Annotated in this window: 14 protein-coding genes; 8 read left to right on the forward strand and 6 right to left on the reverse strand. The window is 68.8% G+C overall.

Annotated elements, in window-relative coordinates:
* Positions 1-37: 37 nt before the first annotated feature.
* On the reverse strand, positions 38-886 hold the full coding sequence (locus BCF44_RS23850; RefSeq protein ID WP_116176583.1) for a peptidylprolyl isomerase: 849 nt from the start codon (positions 884-886) through the stop codon (positions 38-40).
* A 130-nt stretch (positions 887-1,016) separates the two neighbouring features.
* Here BCF44_RS23850 and BCF44_RS23855 point away from each other — a divergent pair, with 130 nt between their 5' ends.
* From BCF44_RS23855 to hisS, 3 genes are read left to right on the forward strand one after another with little or no spacing between them, the layout of a single operon-like run.
* Positions 1,017-1,712, forward strand: a complete 696-nt coding sequence (locus BCF44_RS23855) for an MBL fold metallo-hydrolase (protein WP_116176878.1) — start codon at positions 1,017-1,019, stop codon at positions 1,710-1,712.
* A gap of 4 nt (positions 1,713-1,716) precedes the next feature.
* Entirely contained in the window at positions 1,717-2,349 is a 633-nt protein-coding gene (locus BCF44_RS23860) for a hypothetical protein (protein WP_116176584.1), read from the forward strand.
* Between the two features lie 29 nt (positions 2,350-2,378).
* Entirely contained in the window at positions 2,379-3,632 is a 1,254-nt protein-coding gene (gene hisS / locus BCF44_RS23865) for a histidine--tRNA ligase (RefSeq protein ID WP_116176879.1), read from the forward strand.
* A gap of 238 nt (positions 3,633-3,870) precedes the next feature.
* On the opposite strand, the gene BCF44_RS23870 is transcribed toward hisS, so the two are convergent.
* From BCF44_RS23870 to BCF44_RS23880, 3 genes are all read right to left on the reverse strand, one after another.
* A complete protein-coding gene (locus BCF44_RS23870; RefSeq protein WP_116176585.1) occupies positions 3,871-4,920 on the reverse strand; it encodes an AI-2E family transporter in 1,050 nt (349 codons plus the stop codon).
* Positions 4,921-4,946: 26 nt separating this feature from the next.
* Positions 4,947-5,870 carry a diacylglycerol/lipid kinase family protein gene (locus BCF44_RS23875; RefSeq protein WP_211353195.1) on the reverse strand — a complete coding sequence of 308 codons (924 nt, stop codon included), beginning with the start codon at positions 5,868-5,870 and terminating at the stop codon, positions 4,947-4,949.
* Between the two features lie 64 nt (positions 5,871-5,934).
* Complete coding sequence (locus BCF44_RS23880; RefSeq protein WP_211353196.1) at positions 5,935-6,642, reverse strand: ATP-dependent metallopeptidase FtsH/Yme1/Tma family protein; 708 nt, start codon at positions 6,640-6,642, stop codon at positions 5,935-5,937.
* A 594-nt stretch (positions 6,643-7,236) separates the two neighbouring features.
* Between BCF44_RS23880 and BCF44_RS55620 the strand changes: the two genes are divergently transcribed.
* The 3 genes from BCF44_RS55620 (at position 7,237) to BCF44_RS23895 (ending at position 9,621) form a co-directional block, all read left to right on the forward strand.
* On the forward strand, positions 7,237-7,665 hold the full coding sequence (locus tag BCF44_RS55620) for a hypothetical protein (protein ID WP_170217707.1): 429 nt from the start codon (positions 7,237-7,239) through the stop codon (positions 7,663-7,665).
* A gap of 96 nt (positions 7,666-7,761) precedes the next feature.
* A complete protein-coding gene (locus BCF44_RS23890; protein ID WP_211353197.1) occupies positions 7,762-8,292 on the forward strand; it encodes an HdeD family acid-resistance protein in 531 nt (176 codons plus the stop codon).
* A gap of 399 nt (positions 8,293-8,691) precedes the next feature.
* Complete coding sequence (locus tag BCF44_RS23895) at positions 8,692-9,621, forward strand: alpha/beta fold hydrolase (protein WP_116176588.1); 930 nt, start codon at positions 8,692-8,694, stop codon at positions 9,619-9,621.
* A gap of 87 nt (positions 9,622-9,708) precedes the next feature.
* Here the strand turns inward: BCF44_RS23895 and BCF44_RS58615 are convergent, their stop codons facing one another.
* Entirely contained in the window at positions 9,709-9,894 is a 186-nt protein-coding gene (locus tag BCF44_RS58615) for an aldehyde dehydrogenase family protein (protein ID WP_116176589.1), read from the reverse strand.
* A 39-nt stretch (positions 9,895-9,933) separates the two neighbouring features.
* Complete coding sequence (locus BCF44_RS23905; protein WP_246015475.1) at positions 9,934-11,625, reverse strand: YibE/F family protein; 1,692 nt, start codon at positions 11,623-11,625, stop codon at positions 9,934-9,936.
* Between the two features lie 162 nt (positions 11,626-11,787).
* Here BCF44_RS23905 and BCF44_RS23910 point away from each other — a divergent pair, with 162 nt between their 5' ends.
* Together BCF44_RS23910 and BCF44_RS23915 are read left to right on the forward strand one after the other, a co-directional pair.
* Positions 11,788-12,954, forward strand: a complete 1,167-nt coding sequence (locus tag BCF44_RS23910) for an LAGLIDADG family homing endonuclease (RefSeq protein WP_246015477.1) — start codon at positions 11,788-11,790, stop codon at positions 12,952-12,954.
* On the forward strand, positions 12,905-14,410 hold the full coding sequence (locus BCF44_RS23915; RefSeq protein ID WP_116176592.1) for a recombinase family protein: 1,506 nt from the start codon (positions 12,905-12,907) through the stop codon (positions 14,408-14,410). Before BCF44_RS23910 ends, BCF44_RS23915 begins: the two co-directional genes overlap by 50 nt.
* Positions 14,411-14,463 lie beyond the last annotated feature (53 nt).

Genomic DNA, 14,463 nt, shown 5'->3' on the forward strand with positions numbered 1-14,463 from the left:
ACCCCGCCGGACGGCGAGGTCCCTTTCTCCGTGCCGATCAGGCCGCGACCTGGGCCTTGGTGATGGTCACCTTCTTGTTCGGGTGACCGCCGCCGACCTGGGCGAAGGCGCCGTCGTCGCCGGCGCGGGCGATGTCGTCGATCACCTTCAGGCCGGCCTCGGAGATGGTGCCGAACACCGTGTAGCTCGGGTCCAGCTGCGCGTCGCCGTACACCAGGAAGAACTGGCTGCCGTTGGTGTTCGGGCCGGAGTTGGCCATCGCGAGGTAGCCGCGGCCGTAGGTCAGGCCCGTCCACACCTCGTCGTCGAACTTGTAGCCGGGGCCGCCGGAGCCGTCGCCCTTCGGGTCGCCGCACTGGAGCATCTGGAGGCCCTGCGTGCTGAGCCGGTGGCAGCTGGTGTTGTCGTAGTAGCCCTGGGTGGACAGGCTGACGAAGCTGTTCACCGCGCACGGCGCTAGCGAGCGGTCCAGCGTCAGCGGGATGTCGCCGTCGTTGGTCTTCAGCGTCACCGACACCGTGCCCTGGCTGGAGATGTTGGCGCCGTTGGGCAGGTTGTTCGGCTTGGCCGCGTCACCGCTCTTGGTGTACGTGCAGTTCTCCGTGGCCGGCAGCGGCGTGGGCCGCTTCGGCGCGGGGGCCAGCTTGGTGGGGATGGTGATCGGCGCCGTCGTGGTCGGCGTGGTGCTCGACGACTGGTCGGCGGCGCTGGAGGTGTTGCCCGAGTAGGTCACCATCCACCACACGCCGCCGGCGACCAGGATCACCACCGCGGCCGTCACCGACACGCTGGTGATGCGGCGCCGGCGTGCCCGCTGAGCTCGACGAACGAGCTGCCGCTCCAACTTCCGCTTCGCGGCCTCGCGGCGCTGTTCGTTGCTCGGCACCTGCGCTCTCCCCGGGTTCAGTGACGACAAGACTGCCGCGAGTGTAGGACGACGGGGTGTGACCGCTGTGTGGTGCCCCCCGCCCGGTAGGATCCCCTGGTCGATCCGCCCGCAGATGGAGGTTCCGCCCGTGCTCGTCGTCGGGTTCCCGACCGGCGCCCTCCAGGCCAACTGCTACCTGCTCGCGTCCGGCGAGGGCGAGGCGTGCGTCGTCGTCGACCCTGGTCAGGACGCCGTCGAGCCGATCGCCGAGGCGCTGCGCAAGCACCGGCTGTCACCGGTCGCGGTGCTGCTCACGCACGGCCACTTCGATCATGCGTTCTCGGTCACGCCGGTGTGCGACGGCAACGACGTGCCGGCCTGGATCCACCCGGACGACCGGGACATGCTGTCCGACCCGCTCAAGGGCGTCAGCCGGGAGACGGCCGCGTTCTTCGGCGGCCAGCTGGCGATGCGCGAGCCGTCCGAGGTCCGCGAGCTGGCCGACGGCGTGACGCTGGACCTGGCCGGCCTGAGCCTGCTCGTGGACCACACCCCCGGCCACACCGGCGGTTCGGTGATGTTCCGCGCCGGCACGGGGGAGGGCGGCCGGCTGGTGCTGTCCGGCGACACCCTGTTCGCCGGCTCGATCGGCCGCACCGACCTGCCCGGCGGTGATCACGCCGCGATGCTGGAGTCGTTGCGGCACAAGGTGTTGACCCTGCCGGACGACACCGTGGTGCTGCCGGGTCACGGGCCCAGCAGCACGATCGGCCGGGAGCGCGCCGGCAATCCGTTCCTGGTCGGTCTCGACGATCGGCCGGCCGCGCCGCGACGGGGGATGTGACCGCGTGCCCGAGCGCATCCCGCTTGACCTGCTGGACGTGGCGGTGGTGCGCAGGCGCGCCCGCTTCGTCGTGGTCGCGGCCCTCGTGCTGGGCCTGGTGATCGGCGAGGTCGTCGCGCTGCTCGGCGGCCTGGTCGCCGGCGGGATCGCCGCCGTCGTGGTGGCGGTGCCGCTGATCCTGCTGGCCGTGGTGGAGGCCCGCCGCCGGGTGTGGCTGGAGGGCTCGGCGGTGTCGGTGCGGGCGCTGGGCACCCGGACCGTGGACCTGCACGGCCTCACCGGCGTGGACGTGATGATCACGGACGTGCGGGGCACCCGCACGATCGGGTTGCTCGTCACCGGCGCGCCGAAGGGCCGGACGATCAACATCGCCCTCGCCACGTACGCTGCCGCCGCCGGCCGCGAACTGGGCGTGCTGGCGCTGCGCAAGCTCGCCGACGGCCTGTCCGGCGCGGGCGAGCCCGGCCTGCTGGTGTTCGCCGAGCTGCTGGTGGCCCAGCTGCGCGCCGAGGCGCGCGGCGAGGGCGCGCCCGGCCGTCCGCTATATCAGTTGGCCGCGGCCGTGCCCGGCGGCAAGCTGGCCCAACGCATCCAGACCGACGCCGTGACCCGCTTCGTGGCCACGCTCGACTCGTAAACCACTCGCTGAGGACCGACACCGTGAAGATGGACAACAGCCCCGCGAGGGGCACCCGTGACCTGCTCCCGTCGGCCGTGGCCACCCGTGACCACGTGCTCGCGACGATCACGGAGGTCTACCACCGCTTCGGCTACCAGCGCATCGAGACGCCGGCGCTGGAGGACATCAACCGGCTCACCGGCGGCCAGGGCGGCGAGAACGAGAAGCTGCTGTTCCAGGTGCTGCGCCGCGGCCTGCCGAACGTGGTCGAGGCCGACACGCCGCTGTCCGAGCTGATCGACCTCGGCCTGCGCTTCGACCTGACGGTGCCGCTGACCCGGTTCTACGGCAACAACCAGGCGGTGCTGCCGACACCGTTCCGGGCCTTCCAGTTCGGGCCGGTCTGGCGGGCCGAGCGGCCGGCCAAGGGCCGCTACCGGCAGTTCTACCAGTGCGACATCGACATGATCGGCGAGCCGTCGGTGCTGGCCGAGGTCGAGCTGATCGAGGCGACCGCGGCGGCGCTGGCCGGAGTCGGGCTGTCCGGCACCTCCGTGCGGCTGTCCGACCGCCGCTACCTGTCCGCGCTGGCCGCCGCCGTCGGGCTGGACGAGTCGTCCTGGTCCACGTTCTTCATCGGCCTGGACAAGCTCGACAAGATCGGGTGGGACGGCGTGCGCGCCGAGCTCACCGGCCGTGACCTGCCGGCCGAGGCGGTGGACGCCGCCCGCGAGCTGATCGAGGGCCTGACCGGGCTGGCCGCCGACAAGGTCGCGGACACCCTCTCGGACACCGTGCCGTCGCTGGACGAGAACGTTGTCGCCGACCTGGGCACCGTCGCCGGCTGCCTGGACGAGCTGTCCGGGCTCACCTGGGAGTTCGACCCGACGCTGGTGCGCGGCATGGGCTACTACACCGGGCAGATCTTCGAGGTCGGCCACCCCTCGGTGTCCTACTCGCTGGCCGGTGGCGGCCGCTACGACCGGCTCATCGGCCGGTCGCTGGGCAAGGACGTGCCCGCGTGCGGCTTCTCCATCGGCTTCGAGCGGATCGTCGACATGCTCGGCGAGCTGCCCCGCCAGGACAGCGTCGTCGTCCTGTTCGAGTCCGACGTGCCGCTGGCCACCGCCCTGCGCGTCGCCCGTGACGTGCGTGAGGGCGGCCGGACCGCCGCCGTGCAGCCCCGCTCCGGCAAGTTCGGTGCGCAGCTCGGCCGGCTGGAGGCCGCCGGCTACACGTCGCTGGTGCACCTCAAGGCCGACACGATCAAGCCGGAGGAAAGGGCCCTGGGCGGCAAGTGAAGGCACGGCTGATCGTCGCCGCACCGATCGCTTCGAGCGCGCAGGCGGGGGTCTCGGCCGCCCCCGCCGGCTGCGCGCCCGCCGTCCGACCGTCGGTCGAGGTCGTGTCCGACTCGTACAGCTGATGCCACCGCGCTGGGTGTGCTGCGCCGGGCTCGACCGGGCGAACAGCCACGCGGTGGTCGTGGTCACCCGGGGCAGGGTGGACGCCCCGATCGCAGGCGGCGTGGTGGCCCGCTCACTTCGCTCCCTCGTCGCCGACTCCGGGCACCACCGAGGACAGGGCCACCTTCACCGTCGCCGCGACCGGTATCGCCATCACCGCTCCGACCAGGCCGAGCAGCGAGGCACCGATCAGCGCGACCAGCAACACCGCGCCCGCGGGCATGTTGACAGTTCCGCGGAACACCCGGGGTGTCAGCACGTAGTTCTCCACCTGCTGGTAGACGATGAAGAACACCACCAGCAGGACCGCGCCCGGCCACAGTCCGACGGTGAACAACGCGACCAGGACACAGATCACCGCGCCGAGCGTCGCACCGACCATCGGAACCAGGTCCAGGACCGCCACTGAGACGGCCAACGGCAGCGCGAACGGCACCCCCAGCACGACCAGGCAGACGAAGGCAGCGGTGCCCGCGATCGCCGAGATGAACAGGTTTCCGATCATGTAGCTGCCGACCTTGTCCACCATGACCTCGACGATGGCGGCGACCCGCCGGCGCCGGGGACGAGGCGCCAGCTGAACCAACCTGTCGCGGATGCGGGGCATGTCGGCGCTGAAGTAGATCGTCAGCACGAGCACCGTGACCGTGGACCCGAGGGTGCCGACGAAGCCCTGGAAGAACCCCACCGCCCCGTTCGCCAGGGTCGCGGACACACCGGAGATCAGGGAACCGAGCCGCTCGCCGAGTTGGTACCGGTCGATGACTTCGCGGACGGCGGTCGAGTTGTCCGACAGCCTGCGCAGGTAGGCCGGGAAATCGTGGACGAGCCGGTCACCTTGTTCGACGAGCGGCGGAACTGTCGACCAGATGAACGCGGCGGTGAGCGCGATGGCCACGACGAACACGATCGCCACGGCTGCCGCACGGGGAATCTTCCGCCGGGTCAGCCACCGCACCACCGGATCGAGGCTGATCGCCAGGAAGAGCGCGACCAGGACGAGGAGCAGGATGTCGCGCACGACGTACATGGCGTACGCGCAGACGAACACCACCAGCACACCGAGCGTGCCCGCCGCGGCCCATCGAAAGACCTGCTTGGACGAGATGCGATCACCGCCCACGACCCATCACCTCCCCCGGTTGGCCCTCAGCCACCGACACCGAAGTCGGCCGGTCGCGTGAGCCTTCTTCGGACTCCGGTGCGTCGTTTCGGCACCAGCACCCGCAGCGCCCCTGGCCGAATCTCGCACCGGACGGGCAGCGAGAGCTCGATCGGCTCACCGTCGATTCCGGCCGGCAGGCGAGGGACCGCGCCGTGCAGCACGACCTGCGGCGCCGACCAGGTGATCACTCCGGTCTCGGCCGGGTCCGCGCCTGCCTGCTGCCGCAGCGCCCGGTGCAGGGTCGGCAGCAGGTCCGGCGGCTCGGGCGGACGCTTGATCACCAGAGCACCGAGCAGCCCCGTGTCCAGGGCGAACCGGCAGCCGACGCGTCGCGGCGGGGACAGCTGGTAGGGATTGTTGGACACCAGGACCACCTGGGGGAAGTCGATCGCTTCCCACGGCGTGTCCACGGTCGCCTCGACCCGGTGCTGCCCCTCGATGTACGCAGGCGCGATCGACGCCAAGGTGCGTGCCTTGGCTTCGCGGTACCCGGGCTCCAGCAGCGCCTCGGCGTAAATTCCAAACGAGACGTTGTTGACGAAGACGCGCGAACCGACCACGCCCAGGTCGACTCGAGCGGAATCCGCGTGCAGCAGGGCTGGCAACGCCCGCGCCGGGTTCCTGATGTCCAGGCCGAGGTCGCGGGCGAAGTGATTGCGGGTCCCCGCCGGGATCACCAGCAACGGGTGGCCGGTGGCAGCGGCCACGGCCGCGACCGCAGACACGGTCCCGTCGCCGCCCGCCACCCCCAGCACCTCCGCCCCCTGCTCGATCGCCGCCTGAGCGAGTGACGACGCGCTCTGCCCCTCGCCGATCACCGTGACCTGCGCCCCCAGCCGCTCGGCCCGCTCGATCAACCGAAACCTGCTGACCTTTCCGCCGCCCGAGCGGGTATTCACGACGAGCACCGCCGGACGGTGGGTCGGCTCACGGCCACGCGCGCTCACGGGTGCCTGTGCCTCCTTGGAATGGTCATCGCCGGACCGATCCGTGGTCGTCCGAAGGCACAGCCGCGGCGACCGGCGGCATTCCCGGGGCCCGTGACGTGCCTGGAGCCTCGCCGCGTGCCCGGGCCGCCGGCGCGTTCTCGCGGGTGATACCGGCCGCGGCGTACGCCTCGTCCTCGTTGAGGGTTTCCCGGTCGAGCAGAGTGCGGGCGAGGGCGTCCAACTGCTCGCGGTGTTCGGTCAGAGTGGCCACGGCCTCGTGGTGGCACTCCTCGACGATGTCGCGGACCTCCTGGTCGACCAGTTCCCTGGTGGCCGGGGCGACGCCATCGATCCCCAGCGGCGATTGCTGCCCGGGTGGGGGCAGTACGGTCCGGGGGTCGATCGCCTCGGACATCCCCCACCGGCCGACCATCTGCCGGGCGAGGTTGCTGACCTGGTCGAGGTCGCTCTCGGCGCGGGTGGTCACATCGGCATACACGACCTCTTCGGCGGCGCGGCCGCGCCGCGCCCGCGCCTCGACGATACGTCCGCGCAGGTAGCGGCTGGGGTAGTTGTACCGGTCGGCCTCCGGCGCCCGGAACGTCAAGCCCAGCGCGTGGCCCCGCGGAATATCCAAGCCGCCGCCGGCCCCGGCGCGCCGCCACAGCCACACCATCAGACCGATGAACAGCAACGTCGGGCCGAAGCCGACCAGCAGCTGCTGCCCGTGCCCGTCGTCGAGTCCCTCCACCCGCCACGGTGGTATCGGCGCTCGGTCGTGACGAGGGCGTCGCCACAAGCCGCCCTGCTCCGACTCGCGGGTGACCCGGTCGTGTGGCCCGCTCGTCCCTGCCGTTGTCACCGACACGCACCTCCCGCGACCGGCGATGCCCACCAACAGTGCGTTGCGCGAGGCTTGCATCCCGCAACGCCGGCCGCCAGGGGCCAACGAACCGCCTACCAGAGGCCGAAAGTCCGGCGTGGGATCGAGACGGGCTGGATCAGTCGCCCCGTCCGACCGCCGACTCCACCTGTTCGCGGCCAGCGGGGGCAGCCCGTGGGCGAAGCCGGCAGCGGACGGGTGGCAGGCGCAGCACCCCGAGCGGGGCGCCACCGGCCATCGCCACCGCGCTGCGCGCTGGACGACGAGGCCGTGCTGGCCGACATGAGGTCGCCGCCACAGCGAGGGCGGGCATTGGCCCTCAGGTCTCTGGGACTTTCGGCTCTGCACAGCCGGGTGCGGGTGGGTCGATGGTAGGCGTGACAACGCCGACGCGAGGCGATCAACGTCCACAGTGGAATAAGACCAGTGACGGAAAGGACCGCTGGGAAGGAGAATTCTGTGATGAACCGACTCTCGGATGAACTCGGAGAGCTGTCCGTACGTGCGAAGAGGACCGAGGACGTCGTCGACGCCGCCGTAACGCAGGATCGGGAACGACTGCGGGCGCGGCTGGACACGTTGAAGTCCGCGGTCGACGACCAGAATGCCGATGTCGGCGAGCGCATGGCGAAGGCACGCACGGATGTCGAGACGAAGTGGGTCGAGCTGCGGACCACCCTGGACGGCCACTTCGCCGACATGCGGGCCAAGGCCCGACAACACAAGGTCGAGCGGGACATCCGGCGGGCCGAGCACCGCGCGGACGACGCCGAGCAGGACGCCGTCGTCGCGGTCGACTTCGCGCTCTACGCCCTCGACCAGGCCGAATACGCCATCATCGAGGCCGCCGTCAGTCGGGTCGAGGCCGACGAACTCGCCGCGCAGCACTGACCTCGGCTTCGTTCTGATCGAACACGCACGCATCGACCTCCCTGATCCTTGTTCGGCATGGAGGAGAAGATGAGATTCAGCACCAGCACAGGCCTCATGTGGAGAGGCATCCTCGCCATCGTCATCGGCATCGTCGCGGTTGCCTGGCCGGGCATCACGATCGGCGCGTTCGTCCTGATGTTCGCCGTGTACGCGTTCCTCAACGCCGGTATGGAACTGGCCCTCATGACCGCGTCCCGCCGCGCTGGGCCGGTTGTCGGACGCCTGCTGCTCGCCGTGATCAACATCGCCGCAGGTGTCCTGGCCATCGTCTGGCCCGGCCTCACGGCGTTGGTCCTCGTCATCATGGTCGCGGTCTGGGCGTTCATCGCCGGGATCGCTGAAGTCGTCCTGGCTTTCGGCCGCGGCGAAACCGCCGGCCAGCGAGCAATGCTCGCATTGACGGGCCTGGTGTCGCTCGCCTTCGCCGTGGTCCTGGCGTTCCGACCGGACGTCGGCGCCGTGGTCCTCGCCCAGGTCTTCGGACTGTTCAGCATCGTCTCCGGAATCTCCGCGCTCGTGGCCGCCGCCAACCTCCACACCCACGGCGGCCAGCCGCACACATCCTCACCCGCCCAAGCACACTGACGTCACCACCGACAGCCCGTCGCATCCGAGGACCGAAGACCTCACGTCCACCGCCTCGGGTGCGACGGCGTCGATGTGCGTCAAGGCCACGTGGTGGGCGTTGACGACCAGAACGTCGGTAAGCGCCCGTGCCGGCGTTGGGCATCGGGCCGGCCCCGAACGCGACGGGCACCCCGAGCGGAACCGGCGTGGCAGGAACGCGAGGGAGACCACCCGGCCGGTGACGGCCTGTGCCACCGCGCGGGCTCGTACCGCGTCGGTGACGAAGTTCAGGGTGTCGAACAATGCACGAAATGCCGACTCGCAATCCAAAAATGGTCCGTGGTGGGCCTGGACCCACTCCGGGTATGAGGGGCAGCACCATCGATCGTGCCCTGGAAATGAAAATAGGGTTCCGGCATGACCGAAAACGCCTCCCGTCCCCGATGCGTTCGCCGCGGCGCGGCGGCCCTCGCCGCCGGCACGGTTCTCCTCGGCTCCCTCGCCGCGTGCGACGCGGACTCGGTGAGCCCGCCGGCCACGGCGTCCTCGACCGCGCCCAGTACGACGGGTTCGCCCGCGGCAGCCCCCGATCCCACCCTCCGGACGGTCTCCAACAACGGCCACAAGCTGGCGTTCCATCTCACGCCGGGTCACCTTCCGGCGATCGTGCTGGACGCCGGCGGCGGCCTCGATTCCTCCTACTGGAGGGACATCGCGCCCAAACTGGCCCACGACACGGGGGCGGAGATCATCACCTACGATCGCGCCGGGTCGGGTGCCAGCGACGAGGTGTCCGGACCGTGGAAGGCGCAGGACGCGGTGTCGGACCTGGAAGCCGGCCTCACCCAACTGGGCGCCACCCACGACGTCATACTGGTTTCCCACTCGCTCGCCGGTGAGATCGCCACCTGTTTCGTGAACAAGAATCCGCACTGGGTCACGGGCGCCGTGCTGGTGGACGCCAGTCTGCCCGACTTGTACACAGACGCCGAAGTGGCCAGGATCGAGGCCGCTAACCAGGAACAGGTCGACGAGCTGAAGAAGCAGCCGTCCACCAAGCAGACCCGCCAACTCCTGGCCGTCGCGAGCGACTACGGCGACGTGCACCGCGCCTACCACCAGCTGTCCTGGCCGACCTCGATCCCGGCCACCGTCATCGTGTCGGCCAAGACGCCGTTCGACACGCCCGACGACGCGCAGCTGTGGCGCGACGCCCAGGCACACTTCGCCGCCGCCGCGCCGAACCGGAACCTGGTCGTCGCACAGAACAGCTCCCACGACATTCCCGTCGACCGCCCGGACGTCGTGATCACGGCCGCCGAGGACATGGCGAAGAAGCTCACCTGACTCCCGAACCGCCATCGCACTCGGCTCCGACGACGTCGGTGGCGGCGCGCCACGAGCGCGTCGCGCCGAGTCCCGACGGATACCGGATCATCTTGGCCGAGCTGAACTCTCGATCCGGCGGGCGACGCGGAACGCCCGTGCCATGTCGCCGGTGGAGATGCCGCACACGAGGCCGTATTCCGACTCGTTGGCGATCGTGACCGCCTCCTCCTCGGAGTCGGCACGGAGAGCCCGTCGGCGAGCGTCGGCCAACCGGGACAACGCACATCTCATGCGCCGGCTCGTGGTCTGCCAGCCGCCCGTCTGATCGCGTCAGTGCCGAGGCGGGTCGTCGGCGGCGATCTCCGGCGGCGTGATCGGGCGTCGGAGATCCGGCGGGGCGGAGGGATGGCCGCCTGGCAGCTCGGGGCCGCGGTAGCGCGGCGGCTCCGGGGGAATCGGTGACCGGCGTTGCCGGGGCTGTGGGGGAGGAAGCTGCCCGCGGCGCGGCGACACCTGCGTGTGCTGCTCGCGGACGTCGGGCGGCGGCTGCCGGCGCGGCGGCTCCTGGCGTTGCCGGGGCTGCGGCTCGCGACGTGGTTGCTGAGCGGGTGGCTCACGGTGCGGTTGTTCTCGGCGTGGCGGTGGTTCGCGGCGCCGGGCTTCGTCGGGCCGGCGCTGTGTCGACGGCTCGCGGCGCCGGCCGTTCTCCGGCGGACGCTGGCGGCGAGTCGGTTCCTGCTCGGCGACGCCCCGGAACTGCTCGGTGGGCATCTCGTCCTGGTCGACGCGCTTGCGGACCGGCGCCGGGTCTGCCGGCTCCGGCTCGGGTTCCGGCTCGACGATCTCCGGGACGGGGATCTTCTCCTGGCGGGCGATCAGCGCCGCCAGGACCGTGGTGATCGGCACGGACGCGACGAGGCCGATGCTGCCGACCAGGGTCCGCACGAGCTCCTGGGCGACGGTCTCGGCGGTGAGGACGTCGGAGACGCCCCGGCCGCTGGCGGCGTAGGCGAGCAGCAGCGGCAGGGCGGCGCCGGCGTAGGCCATCACGAGGGTGTTGACCGACGACGACATGTGGTCGCGGCCGATGCGCAGGCCGGCGGCATAGAGCTCGCGCCAGCCGAGCTTGGGATTGGCCCGCCGCAACTCCCACACCGCGCTGGTCTGCGTGACGGTGACGTCGTCCAGCACGCCGACGGAGCCGATGACGATGCCGGCCAGCAGCAGCCCGCGGGCGTCGATGCCGTGGCCGAGCACGGTGATCAGGTTGGCGGTGTCCTCGTCGAGGCCGGTGAGGTTGGCGACGGCGGAGAACAGCCAGCCGAGCACGCCGATCAGGCCGAGGCTGACCAGCGTGCCGACCACGGCGGTGGACGTGCGCGCGGACAGGCCGTGGGTCAGGTACAGCACCATGAACATGATCAGCGCGGCCCCGACGACGCCGACCGACAGCGGGTCCTTTCCGGCGAGCATCGCGGGCAGTACGAAAAGGACGATCACCACGAAGGTGAGCACCAGCGCGCCGAGCGCCTTCAGGCCCTGCATCCGGCCGAGGATGAGCACCGCGGCGGCGAACAGCACCCCCAGCAGTGCCAACGGGAATCCGCGCTGGAAGTCGAGCAGCTGGTACGAGCCGGGGTCGTTCGGGTCGCCGCCGTTGTAGCCGAGCACCACCTTGTCGCCGACGGAGAACCGCGGCGTGGACGGCTCGATCGGCATCGGCTCGGTGATGGTCGCCTGGTTGTCCAGCTGCACGGTGACGGACTCGCACTGCTTGGCGCCGCCGCCGTTGCCACCGCCGCCGCAGTTGCTGGCCACGACCTTCGTGACGACGGCGTGCTCGGTGATGGCGGGCCCGTCCACGGCGTTGCCGGCGGCGGTGTGCTTGCCCCAGGGATACAGCAGCACGGCGCCGACGATCGTCAGCACGGCGAGCGGCAGCAGCAGGCCGACCACCAGCCGGCGTACGCGTGCCGACGCCGGCGCCGCCGGTCCGTGGTTGTGCCCGTGCCCATGGCTCACCGCCACATCCTGACCGGTCTCGGTCTCGGGGCCAACGCGGGTGCGGTCATCCACGTCCTGGCTGACTCCGCAACCACCTGATCGGTTGCTCCGAACGCCGATTCGGTTGACGTTCGATCGAACATGTGTTCGACTGCTGGGGTGCGATGGGACGAGCAACGGGTGGACCGGGACGAACCGGCGCTGCTGGGACTGTCTGGACTTGTCAGGTCGGTGCGCTCGCCGGAGTTCGCGGGCGTGGTCTTCCATGAGGTGCGGGCCAAGAGCGTGCTCAACCGGGTGCCGGGCGGCTCGCCCATGCCGTTCAGCTGGACGGTCAACCCCTATCGCGGCTGCACGCACGGCTGTGTCTACTGCCTGGACGGGGAAACGCCTGTGCTGCTGGCCGACGGCAGCACGAAAACGTTGGCGCGCCTGGAGGTCGGCGACGACATCGTCGGCACGAACGTGGTCGGCGGCGAGCGGCGGTACGTGCGCACGAAGGTGCTGGCGCACTGGCGCACCGCCAAGCGCGCCTACCGGATCACCCTGCACGACGGCACGGAGATCGTCGCCAGCGGCGACCACCGTTTCCTCACCGCGGACGGCTGGCGGCACGTCACCGGCCCGATGCGGCCACACCTGACGGTCGGCACGGAGCTGGTCGGAACCGGGGCTTTCGCCTTACCGCCGGAGGAAACCGAGAGCTACCAACGGGGTTATCTCTGCGGCATGGTCCAGGGTGGTGGCACGCAGGGCTTCCGCGTGGCGCTGGCCGGGGCCGAGGGCATCGACCGCACCGAACGCTACCTGTCCGAGCTGGGCACCTCGGCCGTGCCCGACGAGTTGCCGCTGGCCCCCGGCCTGGACTGGCACAAGGGCCTGCTGGCCGGCATCTTCGACGCCCGCGGCAGCGTTTCCGACGGCGTGGTCAGGATTTTCACCCGCGACGCGCGGCTGCTGGACGCGATCAGCCTGGCGCTCAAGGAACTCGACTTCGAGCACAGCGTCACCGAGAACCGGCGGGCGGTCGTGCTGCACGCGGATCTGGCCGAGCGGCTGCGTTTCCGGCAGACGGTCGACCCGGCGATGGCCAGCCGGCTCGCCGTGGACGGCGAGCTCGTGCCGGCCGCGAACCTGACCGTGACGAGCATCGAGCGCCTGGACGGCCGTCGCCTCTACGACATCACCACCGGCACCGGCGATTTCATCGCCGACGGAATCGTCAGCCACAATTGCTCGTGTTCACTCCCAGGACACACACCTGACGCGGTACCGTCAGGGTGGGACGGGAGTCGAGATGACCAGCAGCAGCCAGCGTCCGAAGAGGACAGAGGACATCTTCCCTGAGGCCCTGTCGGGGGACAGGGCCTACCTGGTTGATGGCGACATGTCCCGCCAGCCTTGCGTGTTCTATTTCCGCAAGTCCATTGGAGACGACTTCGCCACCCAGGTACTCCGATGTTTGCAGTATGCACGAGGGGCGGGTCTGCGGCTTGACACATCGGTGGGCATTGAAGGCGTCTACTACGATGACGATAAGTCAGGCTCGAAAGATATCGAGCGTCCAGGCTATGACCACCTCATGTCGGATGTTATGTCTGGCGCGTTGTCTGGACGCTTCATTATTGTGCGAGATCAGGACAGGCTCAGTCGTAGGGAGTCCTCCGTTCTTGAGGAGTACCATGTAATCACCGAGCTGTCTAAGGTTCGGACTTTTTCTTCGGATGGCCGTGAAATTAAAGATGACCTGACGACCGGCATTATGGCCGTTTTGGCGCGTTCTGAGGCTAAGATTATTGGTCATCGGCAGCGAGGTCGGAAGGAATTCCGGGCTATCCAAGGTATGCCCCCGGCTAGTCGTGTAAAGCGGATTGGTTACACGCGCGGGTATACCGCAATAGATTGGGAAGAAGCTAAGATGCTTCGGCGTGCTCGCGCAAAGGTGGTTGCTGGACGGTCATTGTCGGGAATTGTCAAAGAAATGAAAGAGCAGGGTATCGTTAAGCCGAACGGCAAACCCTACCTTGTTGCGGACTTGGGTAGGCTGTTGCGGAACCCTGCCTATGCTGGATTGCGCGTATTTACGCGAGACATTGAAATTGAAGGGAAAGTTATCCCCAAGGGAGAAGTTGTCGCCAGGGGTGAATGGCCACGGATATTTACCGAGGACGAGCACTACGAAGTTGCCGCGATACTGGCGAAAAACAAGTCGTTTTCGGCCGATCATGGGCCAAAATATCTTTTGGCGGGGATTCTCGTCTGTGCTGAATGTGGCACTAGGATGTCACACGGATGGAAGCCTAGCGGTAAGAAGCGCAAAGATGGATCTAAGGTTGTTATTCCTAACTACCATTGCCAGATTTCGCGCGGTGGTTGCGGAAGGGTCTCTAGAAGTGCTCGCGCGCTAGAGTCCTTTTTTCTAGATCTGACTTACAGGGCAATTAAGCGCCTGCCTGTTGTGGTTGAGAAAGTTGTAGATACGACCGGGGATGAGATACGTCGCCAACAGCGTAAGATTGACGACGCGGTGAAGGCTTTCAAGGATGACGCGATCGACATCGTCACTCTCGCCGATATTCGTCAGGATGCTCAAGCGAAAATCGCTTCTCTGAAGAAAGAGCAGAAGGTGAAGCCTAAGCCGCTGCCTATAGATGACGCAGATGCATTCTTGAATTCTAAGGATGTTGGTAAGCAGCGCGACACTATTCGGCGGTTCTTTCCGGTTGTTGGCGTCAAGCCCGCCGGAGGTAACGGTGTGAGGTTTCATCCCGATCAGCTGGTCTTTCCGGAGGATGCCAAGTAGGTCATACAAAAAGGCCCTCGACTGTAACAGTCGAGGGCCTTTTTGTATGACCT

The organism is Kutzneria buriramensis (genome assembly GCF_003387475.1).
In the GTDB taxonomy this organism is placed as follows: Bacteria; Actinomycetota; Actinomycetes; order Mycobacteriales; family Pseudonocardiaceae; genus Kutzneria; species Kutzneria buriramensis.

Coding starts and splice junctions, on each gene's coding strand:
- BCF44_RS23895 (WP_116176588.1), top strand. CDS start 8,692: ATGACCGAAAACGCCTCCCGTCCCCGATGCGTTCGCCGCGGCGCGGCG.
- BCF44_RS23915 (WP_116176592.1), top strand. CDS start 12,905: ATGACCAGCAGCAGCCAGCGTCCGAAGAGGACAGAGGACATCTTCCCT.
- BCF44_RS55620 (WP_170217707.1), top strand. CDS start 7,237: ATGAACCGACTCTCGGATGAACTCGGAGAGCTGTCCGTACGTGCGAAG.
- hisS (WP_116176879.1), top strand. CDS start 2,379: ATGGACAACAGCCCCGCGAGGGGCACCCGTGACCTGCTCCCGTCGGCC.
- BCF44_RS23890 (WP_211353197.1), top strand. CDS start 7,762: ATGTGGAGAGGCATCCTCGCCATCGTCATCGGCATCGTCGCGGTTGCC.
- BCF44_RS58615 (WP_116176589.1), bottom strand. CDS start 9,894: ATGAGATGTGCGTTGTCCCGGTTGGCCGACGCTCGCCGACGGGCTCTC.